This window comes from Ruegeria sp. HKCCA6707, assembly GCF_013033515.1.
GTDB lineage: Bacteria > Pseudomonadota > Alphaproteobacteria > Rhodobacterales > Rhodobacteraceae > Ruegeria.
In genome coordinates this window covers 688,415-713,082 of sequence record NZ_WQEG01000001.1, presented here as the reverse complement: position 1 = coordinate 713,082, position 24,668 = coordinate 688,415, and the positions used below count along the sequence as shown (strand labels likewise).

Sequence of the window (24,668 nt, the reverse complement as noted above, 5' to 3'; positions counted from 1 at the left end):
GGTGTTTCTCTATTGCGGTGCTTCCTGCGCGACCTCTAAGGCAAGCTGCAGCGCTACCTCAAAAGTAGCAGTGTTTGCGCGGGCAAGCTCTGCCTGACTGTGATCGGGCAGCGGGTCCAGGAAGGTGCGCCCGTCTGCCAGCAAATCCCACGTGCAAAGCAAGGCAAGGCTGGCGCACCCATATCGCGTGGCAACGGCGGCCACCGCGCTGGCTTCCATATCCACCGTTTGCAAACCTTCTTTTGCCCAAGCGGAACAGATCTCGTCGCTTTGCGCAAACAGGCTGGGCCAGGTGACGTGTGAGGTGTTCAGCGCTGTGCAACCGGCCGCGCGCAGCAGCGTTTCCGCCCGCGCGCACCACTTGGCATCGAAATCGACTTCGTTCCCGGCGCCGTAGTACTGAGAGACACCATCGCGTGCCGCCGCGCTGCGAGGAACCGTCACAGCGCCCGCTGGAATTCCGGGGGTCATTACTCCGCAGGTTCCAATCTGAATGATCAGGGCTGTGCCAAGTTGCGCAAAAATCTGGCTGGGCTCGACGGCCCGAGCTGCACCATATGCACAGCAATACGCCACGCGCGCCTCTCCGAAACTGCCGGTTAAAATATCAGGAAACGGTAGCTCCTGAACGTCGTTAAGCCGTGCCAGTCGAGTCTCGCATGCCTGAGCGCGCCACCAGGTCCCCTCAAGGATCAAAACATGTGGAACATCCCCGGCGGAGAGACCCAAAGCATTTTCCCAAACTGACCTGTCAAAATCCAAAATCGCCAAATTTCGGAACCTCGCTGTCAAACTTGTTCGGTATTTCAAAAGAGCTTTACCGCGAAATGGTAACGACACAACCAATATCCGATTTCGAAGTATTGCTGGTCAAATGCACAAGCAGGTTGTCCAAGCAAGAGCGGCCACACATTTGTGCCGTGTGGTGTAGTCCTTGCTTTGTGGTGTTGTCGGTATAAAATCCGATGCAGAACCAACGGGTTCGCACCTATTACCGCAGCATCTGTCAAAAGTGCCGCACAGCTAATTTGGCACTCTCGTAGAATACGGGGCGCGATCAACACACTCTAGCGAATGCAATGAGTTTTGTCGGTTAAGTTTGCAATAAGTTCCAAGTCCCGGGCCAAGAGATCAAGGCCCACAACCGAAATGAACGACAAGCCAAGTTCGGCTGGAATGTCGAGGACGGTCGACTAAAACCCTTCAATTGCGGTTTCGACTTGGCCACAAAACTCATCAATATCGCGCTCTAACATATCGCTTTGTCGCGTCTCATCTCTGACTGCGGCCAGTTCATCTATGACAGCCCGTACATCTTCACGTGGCGCTGCCTCGGCGATGCGCACCAACGCTCGAATGAGGGCAGCGGTTACGAGGCCATTGCCCCGGGCAGCGCGTCTTAGGGCTGGCATCGAGTCTTGAAACAGCGATGCAGCGGTGATGGACGGGTAAACCACCCGCACGGTCCCGTCTTCATCGCGATACACACCCGTGCAGAGCTTGGACGACCACGCGCGGGCCAGGGATGCCGATAGGCGGTCGATGCACACAATCGCGGTGAACGTGTCGTTGACGCCCGGCGATAAGGCCCGAAGTGCGATTTCCACGAGAAGATGGACAGAAAAGCGAATATCGCCGTTAGGATCTCGCGCAGGGATCAACGGAGCTGCCGCTTGCACCCGATCATTGAGGCTCTCGTCACTATCACCATATACATTGGCCAATGTGTCCGTTGGGACCATAAAGCCGCCTGGTTGCACATCAAAAACGACGACTGCTCCTGCTTCCTTGGCCGCACTCACCAGACCTTCGGTATTGATCGCGTTCACATACCCAGTGCCCGAAGCCGAGACTTGGCGCTTGTCTCCCTCTCTAGGAATTGCCTCTGAAGACGGAATATCTGCGCTGTTTTCGATCGCCGTGCTCACTTGGCGATCCAAAGCTTCCGAAATCCGCGCCGCTTCCTGATCAATGGTTACGCGCGTCGATACGGTATGAACGAAAAGCAAAAGCAAAAGAACTGAAATGATTGAATAGATTATGCCAATCGCGACGGCCAGGTTCACGGAAGTGCCATCCCGTACCAGCCACAAGATCAGCAAGCTGTATAAAAACGTAGCTCCGAGTGAGCCAACGGCGATCTGGTTTACCCGGTCTTCGCCAAAGCGCTGCAAAAGCCTGGGACCTATGGATCCTGCTGCCAAAGTATAGACCAGTAGAACAATAGAATAGACCATGACCAATGCGGACATGGACGCTGCCGAGATTGCGCTTAGTACATCGCTCGCGGTTTGATTTGAAACGCTGAGCCAATCGGATGTGGACCATCCCCAGCTCATGAGCGCTTGTTCGGTCTTAAAGACAATCCCCGCCACCAAAAGACCTGAAAGGCTGATGGCGGCAGGGATGGTTAGGAACCCGCGAAAGTACCTCATTATTTTTTTGGGTGTTTGCATTCCGGTCCCCATTCACAATGCGGGCTTCGTTCGCCACGCCAGCGTTAAGATTTACGCAAACCGGTTGGCTGCCTGTTTCAGAGCGCTTTGCATATCGCCCCACGCAGACTCGTAACCCTCTTTGACATCTTCCCAGGCTTCGTCACTGGTCGACTTCAAATCTTTTAGCTGAGCCTCTGCGTCAGACCTTAGTTTGTAGAGCTTGCTGAGCTGTTCCTCGAGCTCAATCGCCGCTTCTGCCTCAGCCACTTTCAGCTTGGCTTCAAGAGCATCAATTTGGGCATTCCAACTATCCAGTTGCAGCTGTGCCTTTTTCTCATAACCAACACGTGTCATGTCTATTCCTTTCTTCTCAAACTTTGGTTCAGGTCGATGCGAGCCGCCAATCAGGCCGCGACAATTGCCTTGAGCATCCAGACCGCTTCTTCATGCTTCGCCATTCTGGCATTCATCAGATCCTCGGTCGCTCCATCGCCATAACGGGCAGCGGTTGCGGCAGTCTCACGCAAGTTCCGGGCAATCGCTTCGTGGTCTGCGACCAGTTGTTTGATCATGCCCTCTGCGTCTTTAACTGTCTCCTCTTCGGTCAGCTTGGCTTGGCTAACCATGTCCGTGAACGAGATCGGGGCCACCTGACCCAATGCGCGCACCCGCTCTGCCAATTCATCCGCAGCTTCGAACAGGTCGCGATACTGACGCTCTGTCAACTCATGGATCGGCAGGAAAAGCGGGCCTACAACGTTCCAGTGCGTCCCTTGCGTTTTCACCATCAGAACCATGGTGTCGGCCAATACTTCCGTCACCGCGTTGGCGATCCAGGCGTTTTTATTGATGCCTGTGTCGTTCGTTTCTTCCTGAACTTCAGACTTCAAAACTTGCTGTATCATTTTCACTCCGTTTCGTTGCTTGCGGAGTAATACCTAAGGGCGAAATAAAAATTATCAATTAAAAATATATACTTAACATATGTATCCAGCGCATCATAGGGGGCTTCATGATGCTGGGTATCCGGCCCAACATGCCAACATTGCTGTAGACACGCAGGCTCATTGCCATACATGCTTGGAGTAACTGACGTAAGCTACTGAGGTCATGCCAGTGTCTGATCAAAATCGACCACCAAAGCGCACGGAAAAACTGCAACTGATGCTCGACCTAGAAGAGCTCAAGGCCATTGATGATTGGCGCTTCGAGAACAGGTTGCCTTCCAGAGCGGCCGCCATTCGAGAGCTCATCCGTCGCGGCTTGATTTCGAACGAGTTCGAAGAACCACCCACTGACGCACCGTCCGGCGAGTTTCGGGTTGTGGATGAGTGACACGAACATCCACAGCGCACCTTTGCGGAACCTGTGCCAGCGTAGCGCCCCACGCTGCCGCCGACCGAATGCATTCCTCCATTGTCACCGCGCGCAGCCTATTCCGGTAGTCTTGCATTTTTCACCGGTTTAGGCGGCTGGCAGAACAAAACTGATCCATCCGGACACAATCCGCTGTGACAGGATAGATTCATCCGCCAATCGGTAGGAGACCAAGCTCGCAACCGGTTTCTGCAATCAGGCTGCGCACAGCATCGCTATCTTAGGACGGCCTCCAAAGCTCATGGCCTGGCGCGCCGGATATACGATGGTTCAGTGCAGTGACCCTGTATGGGTCAATGTCAAATGCTCCGAGCTTAACAATCCGAATAGGTGGAAGCGGCTCACCGTTAAGCTGTTCAAGGGTTTTCTGGGCGTCACGTCTGCGGGGCAGGTGGCATCGCTTGGTCTTCGACAAAAGGCCCGAAACCCGGCGGCTTTAGACTGCACGGCCCGAAACCTTGCGATTGCATATTTGGTGCTGCATAGTGCGCTATCTCGTTTGGGACCAGGCGGTATGGCGACGCGGTATTCCGAAGTGAACCCACAGAAGTTGCCGAGCATTTTGCATCGGATCAAAAACGCGTCCTGCATGGACAGCGTGGGGTTGTTTCTGAACAACGCTGATGGCCGGTTCAGCCAAGGCATGATCATTGGTTTGCCGGAAGATTTCGAACATCTTTACCGGAGTATCGGTCAGCCGATTGACCCGGTTCTGGCGTATGTGCGGCGCACGGGGCGTCCGGCCTCAACCCAGACACATCTGGGTTCACGTTGGACGACAAGTCAGCTTTATAACAAAGTGTCGCGCAAATTCGGGCTCGACGGGTTTGCCGCGCTGCCGATCTATGATGGTCAGGATATGCACGGGATTTTGTATTTCGGCACAGAGCGGGTCGAAACAACCGCGCAGCTCAACACGGACGGGTTGCTGGACCTGTCTGTGTTTGCAACGCAAGTGTCGACCGAGATTGCGCAATTGCCACGGCAGTTGCCCCATCTGACCCCACGCCAAAGGGATGTGGCCGAGCTTGCGTCAGCGGGGTTGTCAAATGCGGAAATCGCCAACGAGCTTTCTACCGGTGAGTCTGCGGTCCGCAAGCACCTTAAGGCGCTCAACCGGGTATTCGGCACCGACAACCGAACCGCCATGAGCGCGGCCTATCGGTCCTCGCTTTAGGGTACCCGTTCGGGGACTGTTCAACGAGTTCGTATTCTTCAAACTGTTCTGCGACAACAGGACAGGAGAAGACAAATGGTTAAAGTTGCTGCCGTTCAAGCCGCTCCGGTTTGGCTGGATGCCAAGGGCACATTGGACAAGACCATCGTCCTGATCGAAGAGGCGGGAAAGCAAGACGTCAAACTTATTGCCTTTGGCGAGGTGTGGCTGCCAGGATATCCATATTCCATCTGGTTTGTGCCCCCCATGGCCGGGATGGACGTGGTGATGCGTCACCGGATGAATGCCATCGAGGTCGACGGCCCTGAAATGAAAGCCATCGGCGAGGCGGCAAAGGCGGCAGGCACGCATGTGATGACCGGGTATGCCGAGCGCGCGCATGGATCGATCTATTGCGGTCAGGCGCTGATTGACGACCGGGGTGAATTGATCATGTCGCGCCGCAAACTAAAGCCAACGCACATGGAACGCACGGTTTGGGGCGAAGGTCCAGCAACGGATCTTAAGGTCAATGAAACCTCGATCGGACGCGTCGGTGGTCTGTGTTGTTGGGAAAACCTGCAGCCGATCAACCGTCACGGCATGTTCAGCTTGGGCGAACAAATCCACGTCGCGGCCTGGCCGTCATTCGGTATGTTCAAGAACGTCCCGCAAGCCTTTGCACTTTCAGCGGAAATGAACATGAATGAAAGCCGCAGCTATGCGCTTGAGGGCAGTTGCTTTGTGCTTTGCCCCAGCAGCATCATCACCGAGGATCTGATCGACGAAATCACGCTGGGGGATGAGCGTGCCAAGCAGCTTGTGCAGCCCGGCGGGGGCGAGGCGGTGATCTTTGGGCCCGACGGCTCGCGCCTGACCGATCCAATTGACGAGCATGAGGACGGTTTGGCCATCGCCGACATTGATCTGGCAATGATCGAAGCCTCCAAAATCTTTATCGATCCCGCAGGCCACTATAATCGCCCCGATGTGGCACGAACGGTGCTTGAACGCGCATCGAGCGGAGCGGAGCCGACCCCTGAAACCGCCGTGGAACCGGCTTCGGAAGAGGCGTGATGCATCGTTGACCTCGTGGTTACGCGGCCGTCGTCGAGAAATCGCTGACGGCCGCTCTTGGGGCCACGTCGCTGATCATCTCAGAACGCAGTCTATCAAGGAGGGGCCGATGACAGACCCAACACCCGCAATTCCAACGCATGAAGAGTTCTACACCGACCAGCAGCGCAAGCTGCAGGACTCGCATGGCCACACCAAACTGTCTCATGCCGTCATTCAGGCCATCGTCCGCGATGAGTTGGAAGAGTATCACATCGACTATATCGAAAGTCGCGACTATTTCTTTCTGTCTACGGTCACAGCACAGGGCGAGCCGACGGTGTCCTACAAGGGCGGGCCCGTGGGCTTTGTGAAATCACTGGGCGACAACCGGCTTGTGTTTCCGAACTATGATGGCAATGGCATGTGGCTTTCGATGGGCAATATCGACGCCGCATCCAAGATCGGCATGCTGTTCATGGACTTCGAGACACCTTGGCGCATCCGCGTTCAGGGCGAGGCGAAGCTTTTGAAAGACCCCGAACTGATGGCCCATTTCCCGGGCTGCAACATGGTTGCCGTGGTCGAGGTCACACGCGTCTTCCAGAACTGTGCGCGTTACATCCACAAACACAAACGAACCGAGCCGCACTCGATCTACGTGCCCGACGCCGAAGGCAACCAACCTTTCCCGGCCTGGAAACGGATCGAACCGATCCAGGACTTTCTGCACGAAGACGACCAAGGCAAAGCCGCCGAAAACGGCGGCACAATCACCGAAGAAGAATACATGGGCAAGATCATGGACGGCACGTCCTGATCGGCACTACAATAGCATGCCGCAGAGGGAGGAACGCACCATGCTGGACAAAGCCCCAAGCTATTCCATTGATCCGAAAGCGTTCTGGAATGACCCTTATCCGGACCTGAAGCATATTCAACAGATCGCGCCTGCGGTCGAAGTGCCTGAACTGGGGGCGGTGCTGATCACGCGGCGTGACGATATTTTTGAGCAGGAAAAGCGCATCGACGTCTTTTCGTCAAAGCAGCCGGGCGGTCTGATGACCGTTCTGATGGGCGAAAACCTGATGCGCAAAGACGGCGATGACCATATGGCTGAGCGCAAGATCATCTTTCCTGCGCTCAGCCCCAAAACTGTCCGTCAGGTCTGGGCCGATAAGTTTGCCGAAGCAACGGACCGCGTTCTCGACAGCCTCGCGGACCGCGAAACCTGCGATCTGGTGCGCGACTACGCGATGCCCGTCTGTGGTGAGGCGCTGAAGGTCATCACAGGCTTAACCGAAATGACGGCGCAAGAGATGGATCGCGTCAGCCAGCACATGATAGACGGCTGCGCCAATTACGGTGGCGACCCCGAAGTGGAACAGCGCTGCCATGCCGCAACGTCCTTTATCGATGCGCATATCGACCGGATGGTGTCCAAGCTGGAGGCTGCCCCCGACACCTCGCTTCTGTCCGTGCAGCTTGCCGCCGGCCTCAACATGGAATCAGCGCGCGCCAACATCAAACTCACGATTTCCGGTGGCCAGAACGAGCCTCGCGATGCGATCTCGGGCGTTGTTTGGGCACTGCTCACCCATCCCGACCAATTCGCGATGATCCAATCCGGTGCAGCAAACTATGCACATGCGTTCGAAGAATATGTGCGCTGGATCTCCCCCATCGGAATGTCACCGCGTCAAGTTGGTCGGCCCGAGCGGGTGCTTGGATACGACTTTGCTCCGGAACAACGCGTTTTTTTGATGTTCGGCGCCGCCAATCGCGACCCGCGCGTCTTTGAAGATCCCGACTGCTTCGACCTGACACGCGACACTGGCAAAGCCATCGCCTTCGGGGCAGGACCTCATTTTTGTGCAGGAGCGGCGGCCTCAAGGACGCTGATTGCGGATATTGCGCTGCCCAAACTCTTTGCCCGCTTCCCGAACCTATCCCTGGATGGCCCTGTCCCCTTCGGTGGCTGGGCGTTTCGCGGGGCCTTGTCAATGCCGGTCCGATTGCGGGGCGGACGCTAAGAGCACCCAACTCAGGTTTTCGAGGTGGCTGGAAATCCAAAGAAGTATGAAGCGCGAGTACGTTTTCCGGGCGGACAAATTCTGCGCCAGAGAAACTCACAGGCCGAATGATGGTTTTGCCCGCTCATTGGCGCGCCGACCCGGTTGTGGCCTATCGACGGTGTTGGGTTCAGGGGAATGAAAACCGGCGAATGACAGCTCCGGTGCTTTTGAGTGCAGCTTAGTCGAACCACATTGGATCTCGGCATTGGGCAGTCCAGTGCCGAAGACCACAACAATGCGACTACTGCTGAGCTTTGTGGGTCTACCAGCTTCCAGGTTCGATAAGCGAACGCTGAAATGACAAATCGGAAATCAAGGATAACCCATGTCCTCGACCATTTCCGAAATGCTTGACCAGGGCTCTGTCTGCGCGCCTTTTCCCAGGGACTGCCTTATCATTGATGCGCTGAACATCGGCAACGTCTCTTTCGCGCGTTCAATCAGTTTTTGCGCAGTGGCATGGTCTCCGCGCCGCGCCGCCGAAAGCGCAGCTACTGCGGGAGGATGCCATACCTTGTCGTTTGCGAGCATCGCTTCACGTGATCTTTCTTCTGCGGCCTCGAGGTCGCCTTCACCACCACGGCAAACCAGCCCGGCTGCTTCAGTTGTCAGAAAGGCCCAAATCACCGGATCGTGCGGGCTCAAGCGTCGGGCTTTTTCCTCATGCGCAATCGTTGCATCCCAATCTGCCAAACCCAGCGATGCGATGCCCCGGGCGTGATGCAACACCGCATGATTGTCGTTTAGCGCAAGGCCGTTATCCGCCGCGATCACGGCTTCTTTCATGCGCCCTGTCGCGCCATATAAGAGAGCGATTGCGCAGTAAGCCTCTTCCTCGCGTCGATCAATGTCGAGTGCTGACTGGGCCAATTCCAGCCCCTCGGCCATCGTAGCGGCAGGGTCTTTTGCGACACCAAGCCGAAGCAAGAAATACCTTTGTCGCGCCAAAAGTGCCTTTGGCAGGGCGAAGCCCGGATCTGCTTTGATGGCCGCTTCAAATATCGGGTCCGACTCCGCCATTGCCTCGGGTGTGGCACGCGCAAATATCGCGTAGGCGCGTTGACAGAGTTCCCACGCTGAAAGGCTGTGGGTCGGTGCGCGCCGGGCGAGCATACGCTCATGGGCACCGATCTCGGGTTCGACGCCTGTAACGATGGCACCGGTGAGTTGATCGAGAATGTCGAACAGATCGTCTGCAGGCCGGTCCCAGTGGTTGGCCCAAACCTGTTCTTCGTCGCTCGCGCCGATCAATCGCGCGGACACGCGCAAACGGTTCCCGCCGCGGCGAACCGACCCCTCGACAACGTATTTTGCACCAAGTTTTTTCCCGAGTTCCGAGCCGTTCTGGTCTTTAGAATACACAGCGCGAACCGAGCTTGGAGAAATAACGACCAGCCGTCGAAAACGCCCCAGCGCAGCAGTGACGTCCTCGACCAATGCTGATGCAAGAAATTGTTGATCCGGGTCGTCAGTGTTGATTTCGAAAGGCAGCACGGCAACGCTGGGGACGTCGCGGCTGGTCTGTGAGGCGGGCAGGGGGTCGGCACCATCTACATTTACGCACCAGACTTCTACGGGATTTGGAATATTCTTAACCGATTGCAGCCCCAGCGACGTGATAGCAGTATCTATGCGTCCTTCGACCTGATCCCGCACTTGGCGCGAGATACAAATGCCACCAACCGGTGACAAACTCTCAAGCCGGGCTGCTATGTTCACGGCGTCACCCAGCACGTCGTCGCCATCGATCACCACATCGCCAAGGTTTATGCCAACACGAAACCTCAGGCGGTGCTCTTCTGGTTCCACGGCTTGCCGTGTTCGCATACCATCCTGCACTTTGAGGGCAGCACGTAATGCGGCCACTGGCGAGGCAAATTCGACCAGAAACCCGTCTCCCATTGTCTTCACGACCCGACCTTGGTGTTCAGAAATTGCGGGATCTATCACCTTGGCTCTGGCGTCCCTCAGCCGTTGAATCACACCCTCTTCGTCATCCGCCATAAGGCGCGAATAGCCAGCGATATCCGCGGCCAATATTGTCGTTAATCGTCGTTTCATCGGAATTCTGACGCGACCTCGGTTCCGTGATTGTCGAAGCGTAGCTTAGGATACAGATCAAGAACAAGAGGCTGCGCCTGGCTCGATCCAAGAGGTTTTGTCGGAAGGTCTTCGCTCAAGCGGGGCAGGCGGTGACGTGGCGTTTGCCAATGGCAAGACCCGCATCGTTCGAATGGATCAATACCAGACCTGAGATCATCTGCCTGACGGCGATGCGCTATACCCGGTTTCCGCTTTCATTTCGGAACATGGAAGATCAGTTCCATGAATGCGGTTTCGATGCCAGCTACGAAGCAGTCTGGTATCGGTCGAGCAGGTTCGGCCCGATGTGTGTTTTAGAGATCAGAACGCAGCGGTTGCAACACGCAAGCGCCTCTTCGAAGTGGAAGCGGCATGTTGATGAGGAGTTGGTGAAGGTGAATAGCTGGCGACACTTGCTTTGGCGCGGTCGATCATCAGAATATCGGGGCGGCCAAGGCGGTTTCAATCTTCTCGAAAGCCGCCGCAACGGAGCCGGGTTCGGAAACATCCAATTGCGCGGCTTGGACGCTTATCCTATCTCATTCGTTGCAAGCCGCCCCTTTGCCAGATCGCGCGCACATCAGTACCGTTGATCTGTGGTCTTGGGCCAATTGGTCTGAAATCTCTTTTCCAATGCCGCAGTTGGCTTCGGTCACGAGTGCGATGCGCTGACCTGTGATGCTCCTTCCTTTAATTCGCCTCGGCAGCGCGCTGGCCAGCAAGAGCGACCAGACTACGATCCCCAGTCTCCCAAAGTGCGGTCATGGTCATCGACGTGACGCGCCAGCGGTCATTTGATTTCACAAGCTCATAGTCATAACGGCCACCCAGCACCCACAATCCATCATCAAGATGATGGGTTGCCGTAAAATCGGCCTGCGCTCTGGCCGATGAATCGGACAATGATGTGACCGTATGATTGGTTACCATATGATGGGTCGAGTCGAACCCGGGCAGAAAAGCAGACCATCCCGCCACAAGCTCGTCAGCGGGCTGCGTGACCGGGTCACCGCCCCATAGGCTGGTGTAATCCGTCGTGACAGTATCGGCAAACGCACCGCGCACTCGGGTCCAGTCGTGGCGGTCTGCGCCTGCTGCGATATCGGTGATCGCAGTCGAAATGCTGGCGGGTTGTTCAGCGAAAGCAGCGGTTCCGATCACGGATACAGCAGCAAGTGTGGAAGTGAGTTCTTTGCGCATGAGGTTGCTCCGAATATGCAGGGGGGACGCCGAATGATCATTCGGCGTCCAAATGGGGCTTAGTTATTCAAGCCGACGCGGAAGTGGTCGGCGATGGTATCTGCTGCGCGAGCGACATCCTCGGGGTTGTCGTAGAAATCGAACTGCGTGACGTCTTCCAGCCATTGCGCTGTCGCCTCGCCTGCGAAGCCAGCAAGGAAGGTCTGAACGCCTTGCGGGATCGCCGCGCTTTCCGAGTGCACGATAGCCAGCGGTTTGTCCAAACGCTGCGGATTGTCGGCAGGGTGATAGGTCAGCCAACCCTCCCAGCCCGCATTGTTCCACTTGTCATCATATTCCGGGATCGCCCCACGGTCGGCCTCATAGTAATATCCACCGATCGGCATCAGCACACCTTCGGCACCTTCGGGACCTGCGGCAGGGATGATCTGCCCCCCTGCAGCTTCGGCCGCGTGGGACACCTCGATCAACCCGGCGACACCTTCTGCGCCGCCATAGACGGCCTCGACGATCTCTTGATTCTGCAACCAGGGCGCAACCAAACCCAACCGCTGGACCAACGGGTTGCCGGAAACCGCGTCGACCATGTACCCGGCCGAGGCGCAGATCCCCAGACCGTTGATGTGATCAGCGTCCACTTCGGGCAGGGTCGCAATAAATGCGATTGCGGCTTTGATGTCAGATGTCTTTGCTTCGGGGCTTTCAACAAAGCGCACTTTGTTTGGCAGATCGCCTGATTTACCCCAACCGCGGAAATCAAAGGTGAAGGCAGCAAAGCCGCGTTCGGCCATCTCGCGCGCATAGTTGGCGGGCATCTGTTCCTGAACCGATGTCCAGGCGCCTGTCACAACAACCGTGGGCAGCGGTTCTGATCCGCGCTCTTCCGGCAAGTACAACGTGCCGGACAACGTGGCGCCTTTGTTTTCAAAGGTTACGGTGCGGGTTTCAACTTGCGCAACTGCAGCTGTCGAGGCCATCAACGCTGCGGCGGTGTTCAGGGCGAGGGTGTTCATAGCGGTATCTCCCAAAAATCTGTCTGGATGGGCACGAGCCCGATGACATCTGAGATACGCTGTCGGCGGCAGGGATACTTGCACCGGACTGCTGCGTTTTTGAAAGATCCTGCTTTACACAGCTTTTGCAGCGCGGAATGCGCGCGGGGTCTGGCCCACCACCTGTTTGAAACTGCGCGTGAAATGCGCCTGGTCTGAAAATCCGCATGCCAGGGCGATATCGCCCAGTGGGCGGGCGGGATCTTCCATCATCTTCATCGCCTGTTCGACCCGGTAAGCCATAACATATTGCATGGGGGTCGAGCCCAGCGTCTCTTTGAAAACGCGCGCAAAATGCGAGGGGCTCATGCCCGCCTCAGAGGCCAGTTGATCGACAGAGATAGTTTGATCCAAATGGTTCTGAACATAGGCCAGCACCCGTTGATAGTGCTGAGCCGTAAAGCGCGCAGACAGCTCAACCTCTTCAGCTCGGCGTTTGCCGTACTTCTGCAGAAGTTTGACCAAAAACACCCGGCTCATGGCTTCGAACATCACCGCCGAGGACATATCGTCCGTTGCCAGCGCATCGCGAAGGATAACGCCTGCGGCACATAAGTCGGGATCGGAAAACTGCGGCTGATCGTGAAACTGCTCCGGAGCCAGGAGCATGCCAAGTTCAGACTGCGCGAAGTGTCGGACTTTGTCCGGATGCAAGGTAATCACGATCACGTCGGATCGCCCGTACCAGCGCCAACCGGACCGCATGCCTGCCGGGGTCACGATGACCTCGTCCTTGCAAAAGGTGAAATCCCGCAGTGTCCCATCCCGCCAATTCTGAACGCGATGTCCCTTTTCCTGCAGGTTCAGAAGGACATGATGTTCCGTAAACACCTCTTCCGGCATCCGGTCAGGTTCGGCCCGAAAATACCGCACCGACATCAGGCCCGCCGCTGAAGGGCGCTGCATCGCATCACTGTTCAGCAACGGTTCCGACGGATAGATATCAGCATATCTTAGAGGCAATAAGCGGCTCCGGCTGGCGACATAGACAGATTTGCAGGTCTTGGCTGTGCAGACAACATTGGATACCGGTGCCAACAGATACCGGGTCAAACACCTTACTGACGTTTTAGGTGGTCGATATCCAACGTGGCTGGTCGAACGCCAGTGACAGTTAAAGTATCGTCGCGGATCAAGAATGTGAGACTACAGTGACCGAGACTGATCACCTGAACCACTGGTTGATTTCCGATGGCCGCCTGCTGGGCGACGAGAGGCTGATTGTCAAAGGCTATTGCGAAGGATTGACCGCTCAGGGCGTGCCCTTGGCCCGCGCACGGATCGCACAGAACTACTCCAACCCTTTGCTTAGCGCATGGGGGATCATATGGACCCCAGAAGAAACCCGCCGATACACGGTGCCGACCACGATTTTGTCGACCGGTGCCTGGCACGGCAGCCCCTTCGAATATGTGGTCACGCAGCGGCGGCCGTTGCGCAAACGTTTGATTGATCTGGACCTTCGGACAGAACATCCCATCTATACCGAGCTGGTCGAAACCGGTGCTACCGATTTTCTGGCCATCCCGCTGGAGCACGGCAACGGGTCGGTTCAGGGCACCAGTTTCACCTCGAATGCGGATGCAGGGTTTTCGGATGAGCACATCCAATTCATTGAAAAGACGCGATACGCACTTGCGGCTGCTTTGGAACCCATTGCGATGCGTCATTCGCAAAAGAGCCTTCTTCAAACCTATCTGGGCCACGGTCCCGCCGAAGAAGTCGGCCAGGGGCATATCAGGCGCGGAGAGCACAGAACAGTTTCTGCCGCTATCCTATTTGCAGATTTGCGTGGCTTTACTGAGAAAGCCTCTTCCTGGTCCGAAGACGACTTGCTTAGCATGATGGGAGAGTACTTTGAGATGGTGGTAACACCCATCCAGAATAACGGGGGTGACGTTCTCAAATTCATGGGAGACGGCATACTTGCTGTTTTCAATGTCGATGATAACGCGGAAGCCTCATGCATATCTGCGGTGCAGGCGGCAGAACAAGCTCTGGCCAACCTAAGCGATTACAATGAAACCGCCGCAGACAAGGAAACCGAGGCAATAGAATTTGTAATCGGCATCGATTTCGGCCGAGTTACCTTTGGCAACATCGGCAGCCCTGATCGCTTGGACTTCACCGTCGTCGGTCAAGCTGTGAACGTGGCAAGTCGTATTCAGGACCTGTGTAAGAAACTCGACGAAAAGATACTGGTGACACAGAGCGTTGCAGAGCGGATGACACGAAAAATGCAGTCAGCCGGCTATCATTCCATTCGCGGATTGTCCCATGAGATCGTGGCTTTCAAGCTCCAAGACTGACTGTTCCGAAGTCAACTGCTCGGCGAACCGGGTTGGTTTTGTTTTGCCAATTACAAGACTTTATCTTTTGCCCTGTCAGGCAGCGACATTTGCGCGTTCCTTGATTGGCCAGACATGAGGGCAGTGGCACACATCAACTTCGAAACGTAGCACTCTGATTTCACGAGCGTATTTTGGGTTTGAATGTCGTTTCGTACCGGCGTCTATTTCAGATGCGACAAAGCCATTTTGCTGGCGTGGGTAGGAACTAGAGAAAGGCATTCGCAACGCCGCGTGCATCACAGCCAACGCGCCACGGAATCGAACAATAAGATGAGGCTAACTCTCTCGTGGTTTGTGTGACAACTGATCATAAGCCTAAGAAGATCAACAGTTTTCAATGATGCTCAAGTCTTGCCCAGTTTCTCGAGAAGCTTATGCGAGAGTGCTTCTCCAACGAGCCGAGCGGCGCGGGGCAAGGGGCGACGCGCATCAACCGAAACGCTGATGGATTGCGGACGAAGACCCTGATCCGTCAGAGGTACGAAGCGCAGTTTGCCGCTTTCCAACTCGCTCAACGCGTCCAGCCGCGAGGTGATCGCCAGGTATCTTCCACTGATCAGCATCTGCTTCAGAAACTGAAGCGAGTTTGTCACAAGCACAGGCTCGGCGGTTTCGAAAAGCCATCCAAAGCGCTTGTCGAGGTATTCGCGAACGGGTAGCACGCGGCTTTGCGCTGCCAGGGGGTACTCCGCCGCCTCGCTCAGCGTTGTGCTTGTATGGTCCCAAAGCGGATGGTCTTTGCCGACGACGCAGCCGAACGGCAATGGGGAGGACCAAAGAACATGGCGGGAGCGATCATTCGGGACGTTGAAGGCCAGGGCGAGATCGATGCTGCCGATATCCAGCTCATGCGCGGCTTCTCTTGGCGTCATGACGTCGACGGCAAACCTGATCCGCGGATACTGCTCTGCGAAGGTTGAGACGAGTTCGGGCAGGATCGAGTTCACGAGACTGTCCATCGCGCCCAGCCGGACCGTGCCGAACTGCTCTCCGCGCATTGTGCGCATCTCTTCTTCAAGGCGCTCTTCATCTGCCCGCCAGCGTCGAGCCAGCAGCACAACGGCCTCTCCGGCGGAGGTCAGTCGCATGCCGCGAGCATGCCGTTCGAAAAGCGGCGTCTGGCAATCTTCTTCGAGCGCGATGATCTGTCGGTCAATGGCGGAAGCGGCAATTCCGATGGATCGGGAGGCCGCCTGGATAGAGCCCACACGCGCGACAGTTTCCAGATAATTCAGCGCCCTCGGCAATAAATGCAGTGGCATGCTGGTTCTCCTACTGTTGCCTTTTTGCGAATGCAGCATGGATATTTTTGAAATAGATGGCAATGCAAGATCGGTGTTAGCTGTGCCTTAGACTTGGGGGTTCAGATGCAAGGCACCGCGCCGCACAGCTTTTCAGTTCAGGCTTTCAATCAGGCAACATTCGATCAGGCGACGGCCATGATGGAGCGGATCGTCGAGCGTTCGACCTGGTTTGCGCGCCGTGCGGCGGAAGCCCGACCCTTCGGCACCGTAGACGAGCTTGCGGCATGGCTAGATAACGAAGTGCGGGACCTCAAGAAAGACGAGGCACTGCAGCTGCTTTGCGCTCATCCCGAACTGTCACCGCCAGATCCCACGTCAATGACACTCGCCTCGCAGATGGAACAAGGTAGGCTCGAGCTTCTGGATCTCGATCGCGAAACAGCTGCGGCGTTGGCGGATATCAACCAGCGCTATGCTCAACGGCATGGCTATCCGTTGATCGTCGCCTTACACGAACACACGGAATTCGGGGCGATCCTCGACCAGTTCGATCTGAGGATTTCGGCAGCCCCGGAAGAGGAACTCAGACGATCACTGGGGCAGGTGGTTTCCGTGATGAAAGCACGCCTGTCCCGACTGACGGACAAAACGTCAAATCCGCAGGAAGCTTTTCAGGTGGAGGTAACGAGCGCCAATGTGGGAGGTCCAAAGAGATGAGGGCTTTCCTGCTGCGGTTGCGCCGAAATGAAGAGGAGGCTCGGCCACCTCATGCCTATCTAGGGGCGCTCGGTGGAGCCGGGCTTCTGGCGCTGAGCATCGTGTTTATCGTCGGTGGATACGAGCTTGGCGTCGGCTCGTTGCGCCGCCTTGGAACCGGCGCGTTTCCGGTGATCACCGGCTTCATTCTTGCGGTTCTATCTTTGATCGTCATCGCTGCCGATTTGCGCGATACCTCGGACGCCGAGCGCCCGGACTGGATTTCCTTCGCAGCGATTGGTGCGGCGCTGGCCGTCTTTGCCCTTACCGTGGGGCGGATCGGATTGGTCCCCGGCGCATTTCTGACCGTGATCACCGCTAGTTTGCCCGACCCGTCATTGCCGGTCCTTGGCAAGTTCATCCTGGGCGCATTTGTGTCGCTGGCCTGCTGGGCGCTTTTTATCGGGCTGATCGGCCTACCATTCGCGCCGTTTGGAGGGGTCTGACATGGAGAACCTCATCGGTTTCGGAAACGGACTGCTCGTCGCTCTGCAACCCGAGAACCTGCTCTATTGCTTTGTCGGCGTCTTCCTCGGCACCTTCATCGGCGTGTTGCCCGGCATCGGCTCGATGGCCGCGATCTCGATGATCCTGCCACTGACATTCTATCTCGAACCAACCTCGGCACTGGTGATGATCGCAGGGGTTTACTACGGGGCGGAATACGGCGGGTCGATTGCGTCAATTTTGATGAATATTCCCGGCACGCCGTCCTCCTCGATTACGTGTATCGACGGTTATCCGATGGCCCGTGACGGGCGGGCGGGCATCGCGCTTTTCGGCAGCGCAATCGCGTCATTCGGGGGCGGCATCATCGGCATGATCGTGATGGCCATACTGGCCCCTGGGCTTGCAGAGCTTGCGCTCAACTTCGGGCCGACGGAATATTTTGCGGTAATTTTGCTGGGCCTCGTCGCGGCCTCGGCCGTTTCTAACGGCAACCCGATCAAGGGCATAACAATGGTTGTTGCGGGCCTGATGTTGGGCACTGTTGGCGTCGATATCACAACCGGAGCTGAACGGTTCACCATGGGCATTCCCGAGATGCGCGACGGTGTGCATCTGGTGATCGTTGCCATGGGTCTTTTCGGAGTGGGCGAGTTGATCGTCTCGATCCGTGCGAACGCCAAGGGCGCCTTTCAAAACGAGATCGACTACAAGAAATTCTATCCTTCGCGCGCGCAATGGAGAGCCATGTTTGCGCCGATCCTGCGGGGATCCGGCATTGGTAGCTTCTTTGGCGCGCTGCCAGGCACGGGACAAACGGTTGCCTCAGCCGTGGCCTATGCGGTGGAAAAAAAGGTTTCGCCCAATCGCGAGAGCTTTGGCAAAGGGGCGATTGAGGGCGTTGCCGTTCCCGAGGCTGCAAACAACTCGGCGACACAGACCGCGTTCATTCCCACGCTAACCCTTGGAGTGCCGGGGAGCGCATCCATGGCTCTCGTGATCGGGGCGCTGATGATGTATGGGATCGTGCCCGGACCGCGGCTTCTGGTCGAGCATTCCAATCTTTTCTGGGGGTTGGTGGCGAGTTTTCTGATCGGGAATATTTTGCTTTTGATCCTGAACATCCCACTGATCGGGCTGTGGGTGCGGTTGCTGAAGATCCCATACCGTTACATGTATCCAACGATCATCGTGTTGATCTGCATCGGGGTCTATTCGCTTAACAATAATGTTTTTGATGTCTGGCTGACGCTGGCCTTCGGCTGGGCCGGATATCTTATGCGGCTCTTCCGGTTCGAACCAGCGCCTTTTCTGATCGGTTTCGTCCTCGGCCCGATGATGGAGGAACAGCTGCGCCGTGCGATGCTCTTGTCACGCGGCGACGCCACCGTTTTCCTGACGCGTCCGATCAGCGGGATCCTGATCGCGATCACCGTCATCCTTCTTGCCTATGCCATCGCTTCGGCGCTTAGGGCACGGCGTCGCGCGCGCAATGTCGCAGCCGCTCTGTCCGAAACCGAAGCCCTTTCGACCTCCAAAAAAGGATAATCAGACCATGAAACACTTCCTCGCCATGAGTGCCGCCGCCCTCGTTTTCGCCGCACCTGCCGTTGCCGACCCGGGCAAATGGTCCGACGAGCCCGTCCGAATTGTCGTAACCTTCCCGCCGGGTGGTACCAGCGACCTGATCGCGCGTGTGCTGGCGCAGTATTTCGAAAGCGAGTACGGCCAGAAAGCGGTTGTTGATAATCGGCCCGGAGCAGGTGGCACGGTTGCAGCCGATTTCGTCGCCGAGCAGACGCCCGATGGCACAACCCTGATCCTTGGCAACAATGCCCCTTTCACCATTGCGCCGACCCAGTTCGAGGATCTGCCCTATGATCCGATGGGTGACTTCACACATATCGCGTATCTTGGCGCCTCGACGCCTGCTTTGTTCGTGCAGCCATCTTCGGGCATCACAACGATTGACGAATACATCACCCAAGCCAAAGGCGACGGTATCACCTATGGTTCTTCGGGTGTTGGCTCGATCACGCATATCCTTGGAAAGGCGGTCGATATCGAGCTTGGGATCGAACAGATTCATGTCCCTTATCAGGGTAGCGCGCCAGCTATTCAGGATTTCCGTGCAGGTGTTCTCGAAGCTTATTATGACATGGTCGCGCTCAACGGCGATCTTATCACCGAAGGCGAAACCCAGCCCATCGCGCTTGCTGCGCCGGAACGTTCAGCGGCATTCCCCGACATCCCGACGTTCCGCGAACTTGGCCATGATATCGTGATCGAAAACTGGACAGGACTTTCGGGCCCCGCTGGTATGGATCCTGAAATGGTCAAAACGATCAACGATACGGTGGCCGAGATCATGCAGCTAGAACCGGTGATCGAACGCCTTGCACAATTTGGTGTCGAGCATACGCCGATGTCAGCCGAAGACTTCACGACATTCGTCGAGGGTACGATCACAACATGGGAGCCGCTTATCAAAGCGGCCAACGTGAACGGTTGAAAGATTGGAACGCGGGGCGCTCTTGGCGCTCCGCAATCACCAAAGACTCCAGCATGAACGTTTCGATCATCTTTGTCGGGGAACTCTATGATAACGGGTTCAACCAATGCGCCCTTGAGGGCGTGCAGAAGCTTCAACGGAACGAGGACACAGGCGTCGTCAACGTGGTGAGCGGTATCCCATATGATACTGCCGCTATGGCTCAGGCGCTGCGCGATGCGGCCGAGCACTCGGACGGTGTTGTCTTCGTCGGTGGGCAGGGCAATCGGGTCACACCAAACGTCGCGGATACCTTTCCCGAACGCGTCTTCGCTATCGTGCAGGGTAATGTCGCAGGGTCGAACATTGCCAGTTATGACGTGCTTCAGGAGCAATCCGCCTTCCTCGCCGGGGTATTCGCCGCACGCATGACGCGGACAGGAACCGTTGGCCATTTGTCCGGGCACCGCGTCGTGCCTGGCCTGAAGGGGCGCGCTGCGTTTGCGGCAGGTGTTCGCTTTGCCGACAAAAACGTCCGGCTTGTGAGCGGTTTTTGTGGCACACAGGATGACAGCGCGGTGACTGAGGCGTGGACAGCTGCCATTGCAGGCGAGGGGGCCGACATAATCTTCACAATGCTCAACGCGGCGCGGGATGGTGCAACCCGAGCGTGCCGCATGACCGGGATGCATCAGATCGGAAACGCCGCAGATTGGTGCCGAGCCGACCCCGAAGTGTTCGTGGCCTCGGCCATGGCCAGGATTGACCTGGGTGTGATGCGCGCCATTTCCGATATGCAAAGCGGGTTCCGCCCGAACGAGATCGTGCACCTCGGGATCCGTGAAGAAGCGGTTTCCCTGTCGATGGGACAGGATGTACCGCAGCCCGTCCGGCAGGAAATCGCGGCGCTTGCAAGGAAAATCGCCGAAGGTACCGTTCCCGTTGCAACAAGCTATGACGGCCCGGAATTCGAGTTCGCCGCATGACCGAAACAGCCATCAAGCCTGGTGGGATATCAATCCATGCTGTGGATGTCGCGCACGGGGTGCCTGCGGCCAACCTTTCCGTTCTGCTTATCCGCTGCGATCCTGACAAGACAGAGATTGCGCGTGGACAATGTGCAGAAAGCGGCCATTTTTCGCATCCGGTTTCCGACGGGGTCGGAGTGACCCGAGGTCTATACGAGATCACATTCGGTGTCGGAGTGTATTATCGAACGAATGGTATCGTGTTGCCCGAGCCTGCCTTCGTCGAAGATGCGGTGTTTCGTTTCGGGATCGACAGAATCTCCGAGCATTTCCACATCCCGTTCAAGTTTACACCCTGGGGGTTTTCTCTTTTTCGCGGAGGGGCATGAAACCCGATCTGTTTTTCGGACAGGCGCGAAACGCAGCTAAGCGGCAGCGTGTCCTCGCACTCTCGAATTTTATCAGTTTTGATGATCGGACCCGAAACGTGCAACTGCCTCGAATATCGAAAATCCGGAATGCGGGATGCAAGGCGTGCATCCGTGCGCAAGGTCTGCCTTGAGCCCCTTCGAACGGTGCTACCACCCAGATGGCAATGTTTTTAGCGGATGCCAAAGCATACTCGAGTTCCGGCAAGGGTTTTGAAACCGGCGGTCCAGTTCCTGACTATTGCGCGTCGTGAAAGATAATCCCAAGAGTGTGGCGCGTTCCGCTTTTGATGCGGCTAACACCGTGGCGCATTTTTACACGATAATCTCTCTTGGCACCCGAAACCGGTCGATCTCGCACTGCAAAAACGACTGCATCCCCTTGTTGTAGGGGCACGACCTCGACACGGCTTTGCATGCGAGGGCGCTGTTCGGTTAAGACAAACTCACCACCATCGAAGTCCAAACCGGGCCGCGACAGCAACACAGCAACCTGAAGCGGAAACACCAACGCGCCGTAGACATCCTGATGCAGACAATTGAAGTCACCGGGGACGTATTGCAGCAACAATGGCGTCGGGCGGACTTGCCCAGCCTCGTGGCATTGTTCGAGATATTCATCATGGTTTTCGGGGAACCGGGCTTCGAACCCCATCCGCGCGTTCCACGCATTGGCCACGGGAACCAGTAGGGGATATAGCTGCGCGCGCAAATCCTGGACCATTTTCGGCAAGGGGTAGGTGAAATACTTGTACTCTCCCTTACCGAACCCGTGGCGTGCCATTTGGATATGGCTGCGAAACGGAGTTTCTGAGGCATAAAGCGCGGCCAGATCAGCGCATTCGCCCGGTGCGAGCAAACCCTTTAGCTTTGCACAGCCATATGCGTTCAGATCCGCCGCCACTTCATTGGCTGATGAAGATATCTTCATGCCACTGCTTCCCGTTTCAACAGAGAACGTTTGCGCGCGATGCCCCAGCGGTATCCCGACAGGCCGCCATCTGTACGCACAACCCGGTGACAAGGCACAGCGACAGCGATGTTATTCGCCCCGCACGCTTGGGCCACTGCACGAAAGGACTTGGGTGCCCCGATCTTTGCTGCAATGTCACGATAGCTTGCAGTGGTGCCAACGGGAATGTCGCGCAGCGCCTCCCACACCCTTTGCTGAAATGCGGTTCCTCGAATATCGAGAGGCAGATCAAAGCCGCGCGACGGATCATCGACAAAGCGGATCACATGGCCGATGACCTGTTGGTAGTTCTGATCGTCCCCAATCAGATCGGCATTCGGGAAGCGCGACTGCAGGTCTTCCAGAACCTGCTCTGGCGTGTCGCCGAACAATAGTGCACAGACGCCTTTTTCCGTGCTGGCAACGAGAACCGAACCGAGAGAGCTTTCTCCTATGGCAAACAGGATCCGGACATCTTTGCCACCGTTTCGAAAGCGGGTTGGTGTCATACCCAGCGTTTTGGTTGCGGTCTCATAGACTCGGCTGCTGGAATTGTAGCCCGCGTCATAGATCGCACTTGTGATAGAGCCCTCGTTGCGCGCCAGGTTCGCGCGGAAGTTTTCGATGCGATGGGTCTTGGCATAGGCTTTTGGCGTCACCCCCAAGGTCGCTTTGAACTTGCGCTGAAAGTAAAACGGGCTGACGTGAAAGCGTTTGGCCAGCTCCGACAGGCTTGGCTCTTCTTCTGCCTCTTCGATCACGCGGCAGGCTTGTGCTATCAAACCGACCCATTTGTCTTCGAGGCTATGGTGATCGGGTTTGCATCGCTGGCAAGCACGAAACCCGTGTTCTTCTGCGTCTTGCCCAGTTTCGAAAAATTGAACGTTTTTGCGTTTGGGCCGCCGGGACGGGCAATCTGTACGGCAATAGATTCCAGTCGACGAAACCGCGTAGTAGAAATGAGGTATGGGATTGGACACCCGGTTCAGGACATCGTCCCACATTTGTTCTGTATTCTGCATGATATCCTCCTTGAAAAAGCGTCGTTGAATGGTCGCCGGAACACTCGGCTCAGAAACTCCGATTTTTGCGATCAATGTGAGCGGCGGAATGTAAGGTTGATGCGTTGTGCACCCAGATCGGGATGCACACCTGCGCGAAGTGTCCGCACCCCGTGGTAGAACAACCGTGATGGCCCGCCCCAAACCAGCACGTCGCCATGCTGGACCGAGATCAATCGCACGGGATCTCGACGTTTCTTCCCTCCAAATTCGAATGTTGCAGGAAGACCCAGCGACACCGATACGATGGGCTGTGAAAAGTCGTGCTCGTTCTTGTCCTGATGCAAGGAAAGCCGCGAGCCCGGCTCGTAGCGGTTGATCAGACAGGCGTCTGGCGCAAAGAACGGATACCCCGCTTTCGCCGCCGCATCGAGCGCCAGCGCCATGAAAACGTCCGGCATAGATGGCCAAGGATGTCCCGTGACCGGATCTTGGCCAAGATATTCATAGCCGTTCCGGCTGCTGATCCAGCCAAAGTCACCGCAGTTGGTCATCGCAACGGACATTTGATTGCCGCCCGGCGTGATCATTTTACGAAAGGGTGCCTGTTGGGTGATTTGTTCCAAGGCGCGGGCCAATTCCCCAACAAAGGGGAGCGCAAAACCGGGCAAAAACGACGCCCCCTCTGGAAGCTGCTGCGCGTCATTCAATTCGGCAAACAAATCCGCGTGCATTGTCCATCTCCTTTTGGTTCTTTCAGAAATGCGGTGAAACGGACCGCCAAGCAGCCCGTTTCTTGCGCATTAAGCTCACTCAGACTTTGTTGATCGAATTGCCGCCATCCACGATCATCGCGCTGCCGGTAACAAAGCTCGAGTCGTCCGAAGCCAGGAATAACGCGGCTTTGGCAATCTCTTCGGGTTCGGCCATGCGTTTGAGCGCGTGGATTGACTCGTAAAAGCCCTTAAGGTCTTCGTTCGTGTCCCAGTCACCCGCCATCGCGGTTTTGGTACCCCCGGGCAGGAGCGTATTGGCCCGAATGCCTTCGGATCCATGTTCCGTCGCCAAGACCTGTGCCAGACCGATCAGCCCGGATTTGCTGGCTGCATAGGCCCCCATGCCGGGAAAGGCCGCTGTGTGACCAACAAAGCTTGAGGTAAAGATGATCGACCCACCACCGCTGCGCTTCATGGCCGGGATCTGGTGTTTGGCGGCGTAGAAGGCGCTGGTGAGGTTGGTTTTCACAACCGCATCCCAATTGTCCGAACTCATATCGGGGATCGGCACAGCGTCTCCCATAGCTCCAGCATTGTTCAAAGCCGCGTTGAGATCGCCATAAGTATTCTCAGCCATTTCGACCAGTATTTTTGCATAGCTCTCGTCGCCCACATCACCGGCAAGGCATATTGCGCGCCCTCCGCTTTGATTGATCTGACCCATTATCGACATCAGCTCTTTTTCGCGCCGCGCACCCAGCACAAGGTTTGCCCCTTCCTTGGCAAACAAAAGCGCGGCGGCCGCGCCGATACCGCTGCTGGCTCCGGCGATGATTACGGTCTTGTCTTTGAGTTGCATGTCTTTTTGCTCCACATTG

At 56.5% G+C, this 24,668-nt stretch carries 26 protein-coding genes; 13 read left to right on the top strand and 13 right to left on the bottom strand.

Going from position 1 to position 24,668, the window contains the following annotated elements:
• Positions 1-9: 9 nt before the first annotated feature.
• The 4 genes from GOW40_RS03535 to GOW40_RS03520 all read right to left on the bottom strand — a co-directional run bounded on the left by GOW40_RS03535 (position 10) and on the right by GOW40_RS03520 (position 3,343).
• A complete protein-coding gene (locus GOW40_RS03535) occupies positions 10-771 on the bottom strand; it encodes a hypothetical protein (RefSeq protein ID WP_217352221.1) in 762 nt (253 codons plus the stop codon).
• Between the two features lie 422 nt (positions 772-1,193).
• On the bottom strand, positions 1,194-2,435 hold the full coding sequence (locus GOW40_RS03530; protein ID WP_171230862.1) for a DUF2254 domain-containing protein: 1,242 nt from the start codon (positions 2,433-2,435) through the stop codon (positions 1,194-1,196).
• 72 nt (positions 2,436-2,507) lie between these two features.
• On the bottom strand, positions 2,508-2,792 hold the full coding sequence (locus GOW40_RS03525) for a coiled coil domain-containing protein (protein WP_171128504.1): 285 nt from the start codon (positions 2,790-2,792) through the stop codon (positions 2,508-2,510).
• Positions 2,793-2,842: 50 nt separating this feature from the next.
• A complete protein-coding gene (locus GOW40_RS03520; RefSeq protein WP_171128506.1) occupies positions 2,843-3,343 on the bottom strand; it encodes a Dps family protein in 501 nt (166 codons plus the stop codon).
• Positions 3,344-3,554: 211 nt separating this feature from the next.
• Between GOW40_RS03520 and GOW40_RS03515 the strand changes: the two genes are divergently transcribed.
• The 5 genes from GOW40_RS03515 (at position 3,555) to GOW40_RS03495 (ending at position 8,060) form a co-directional block, all read left to right on the top strand.
• Entirely contained in the window at positions 3,555-3,773 is a 219-nt protein-coding gene (locus GOW40_RS03515) for a hypothetical protein (protein ID WP_152456637.1), read from the top strand.
• A gap of 283 nt (positions 3,774-4,056) precedes the next feature.
• Entirely contained in the window at positions 4,057-4,992 is a 936-nt protein-coding gene (locus tag GOW40_RS22405) for a response regulator transcription factor (RefSeq protein WP_371731800.1), read from the top strand.
• 75 nt (positions 4,993-5,067) lie between these two features.
• Entirely contained in the window at positions 5,068-6,048 is a 981-nt protein-coding gene (locus tag GOW40_RS03505; RefSeq protein ID WP_171230861.1) for a carbon-nitrogen hydrolase family protein, read from the top strand.
• A 109-nt stretch (positions 6,049-6,157) separates the two neighbouring features.
• Entirely contained in the window at positions 6,158-6,847 is a 690-nt protein-coding gene (locus GOW40_RS03500) for a pyridoxamine 5'-phosphate oxidase family protein (protein WP_171128510.1), read from the top strand.
• A 40-nt stretch (positions 6,848-6,887) separates the two neighbouring features.
• Positions 6,888-8,060: a cytochrome P450 gene (locus GOW40_RS03495; protein ID WP_171128512.1), complete on the top strand. Its 1,173-nt coding sequence runs from the start codon at positions 6,888-6,890 to the stop codon at positions 8,058-8,060.
• 354 nt (positions 8,061-8,414) lie between these two features.
• On the opposite strand, the gene GOW40_RS03490 is transcribed toward GOW40_RS03495, so the two are convergent.
• The gene (locus GOW40_RS03490; RefSeq protein ID WP_171128514.1) at positions 8,415-10,163 is read right to left on the bottom strand and encodes an adenylate/guanylate cyclase domain-containing protein; all 1,749 of its coding nucleotides are present in this window, start codon (positions 10,161-10,163) and stop codon (positions 8,415-8,417) included.
• Between the two features lie 149 nt (positions 10,164-10,312).
• Here GOW40_RS03490 and GOW40_RS03485 point away from each other — a divergent pair, with 149 nt between their 5' ends.
• Positions 10,313-10,777 carry a hypothetical protein gene (locus GOW40_RS03485; protein WP_171128516.1) on the top strand — a complete coding sequence of 155 codons (465 nt, stop codon included), beginning with the start codon at positions 10,313-10,315 and terminating at the stop codon, positions 10,775-10,777.
• A 97-nt stretch (positions 10,778-10,874) separates the two neighbouring features.
• Here GOW40_RS03485 and GOW40_RS03480 read toward each other — a convergent pair whose 3' ends face one another.
• The 3 genes from GOW40_RS03480 to GOW40_RS03470 form a co-directional block, all read right to left on the bottom strand.
• Positions 10,875-11,384, bottom strand: a complete 510-nt coding sequence (locus GOW40_RS03480) for a nuclear transport factor 2 family protein (protein WP_171128518.1) — start codon at positions 11,382-11,384, stop codon at positions 10,875-10,877.
• Between the two features lie 59 nt (positions 11,385-11,443).
• A complete protein-coding gene (locus GOW40_RS03475) occupies positions 11,444-12,397 on the bottom strand; it encodes an alpha/beta hydrolase (RefSeq protein WP_171128520.1) in 954 nt (317 codons plus the stop codon).
• Positions 12,398-12,511: 114 nt separating this feature from the next.
• A complete protein-coding gene (locus GOW40_RS03470) occupies positions 12,512-13,399 on the bottom strand; it encodes an AraC family transcriptional regulator (RefSeq protein WP_171128522.1) in 888 nt (295 codons plus the stop codon).
• A gap of 188 nt (positions 13,400-13,587) precedes the next feature.
• Here GOW40_RS03470 and GOW40_RS22400 point away from each other — a divergent pair, with 188 nt between their 5' ends.
• Positions 13,588-14,745: an adenylate/guanylate cyclase domain-containing protein gene (locus GOW40_RS22400; protein ID WP_171128524.1), complete on the top strand. Its 1,158-nt coding sequence runs from the start codon at positions 13,588-13,590 to the stop codon at positions 14,743-14,745.
• Positions 14,746-15,131: 386 nt separating this feature from the next.
• Here the strand turns inward: GOW40_RS22400 and GOW40_RS03460 are convergent, their stop codons facing one another.
• A complete protein-coding gene (locus tag GOW40_RS03460; protein WP_254444235.1) occupies positions 15,132-16,088 on the bottom strand; it encodes a LysR family transcriptional regulator in 957 nt (318 codons plus the stop codon).
• A 66-nt stretch (positions 16,089-16,154) separates the two neighbouring features.
• Here GOW40_RS03460 and GOW40_RS03455 point away from each other — a divergent pair, with 66 nt between their 5' ends.
• From GOW40_RS03455 to GOW40_RS03430, 6 genes are read left to right on the top strand one after another with little or no spacing between them, the layout of a single operon-like run.
• Positions 16,155-16,748, top strand: a complete 594-nt coding sequence (locus GOW40_RS03455; RefSeq protein ID WP_171230860.1) for a 2-oxo-4-hydroxy-4-carboxy-5-ureidoimidazoline decarboxylase — start codon at positions 16,155-16,157, stop codon at positions 16,746-16,748.
• Positions 16,745-17,233, top strand: coding sequence for a tripartite tricarboxylate transporter TctB family protein (locus GOW40_RS03450; RefSeq protein WP_171128529.1), 489 nt, complete (start codon positions 16,745-16,747; stop codon positions 17,231-17,233). Before GOW40_RS03455 ends, GOW40_RS03450 begins: the two co-directional genes overlap by 4 nt.
• Before the next feature lies 1 nt (position 17,234).
• Positions 17,235-18,782: a tripartite tricarboxylate transporter permease gene (locus GOW40_RS03445; protein ID WP_171128531.1), complete on the top strand. Its 1,548-nt coding sequence runs from the start codon at positions 17,235-17,237 to the stop codon at positions 18,780-18,782.
• A 7-nt stretch (positions 18,783-18,789) separates the two neighbouring features.
• The gene (locus GOW40_RS03440; protein ID WP_171128533.1) at positions 18,790-19,746 is read left to right on the top strand and encodes a tripartite tricarboxylate transporter substrate binding protein; all 957 of its coding nucleotides are present in this window, start codon (positions 18,790-18,792) and stop codon (positions 19,744-19,746) included.
• 53 nt (positions 19,747-19,799) lie between these two features.
• The gene (locus GOW40_RS03435; RefSeq protein WP_171230859.1) at positions 19,800-20,711 is read left to right on the top strand and encodes a BMP family protein; all 912 of its coding nucleotides are present in this window, start codon (positions 19,800-19,802) and stop codon (positions 20,709-20,711) included.
• The gene (locus GOW40_RS03430) at positions 20,708-21,082 is read left to right on the top strand and encodes a hydroxyisourate hydrolase (RefSeq protein ID WP_171136352.1); all 375 of its coding nucleotides are present in this window, start codon (positions 20,708-20,710) and stop codon (positions 21,080-21,082) included. The genes GOW40_RS03435 and GOW40_RS03430 overlap by 4 nt, the downstream gene beginning before the upstream one ends.
• Positions 21,083-21,359: 277 nt before the next feature.
• On the opposite strand, the gene GOW40_RS03425 is transcribed toward GOW40_RS03430, so the two are convergent.
• From GOW40_RS03425 to GOW40_RS03410, 4 genes are all read right to left on the bottom strand, one after another.
• Entirely contained in the window at positions 21,360-22,052 is a 693-nt protein-coding gene (locus GOW40_RS03425; RefSeq protein WP_171128538.1) for a 2OG-Fe(II) oxygenase, read from the bottom strand.
• On the bottom strand, positions 22,049-23,095 hold the full coding sequence (gene ada / locus GOW40_RS03420) for a bifunctional DNA-binding transcriptional regulator/O6-methylguanine-DNA methyltransferase Ada (RefSeq protein ID WP_171128539.1): 1,047 nt from the start codon (positions 23,093-23,095) through the stop codon (positions 22,049-22,051). The genes GOW40_RS03425 and ada overlap by 4 nt, the downstream gene beginning before the upstream one ends.
• A 71-nt stretch (positions 23,096-23,166) precedes the next feature.
• Positions 23,167-23,808, bottom strand: coding sequence for a DNA oxidative demethylase AlkB (gene alkB / locus GOW40_RS03415; RefSeq protein ID WP_171128541.1), 642 nt, complete (start codon positions 23,806-23,808; stop codon positions 23,167-23,169).
• Between the two features lie 79 nt (positions 23,809-23,887).
• The gene (locus GOW40_RS03410; protein ID WP_171128543.1) at positions 23,888-24,649 is read right to left on the bottom strand and encodes an SDR family oxidoreductase; all 762 of its coding nucleotides are present in this window, start codon (positions 24,647-24,649) and stop codon (positions 23,888-23,890) included.
• Positions 24,650-24,668: the final 19 nt, after the last annotated feature.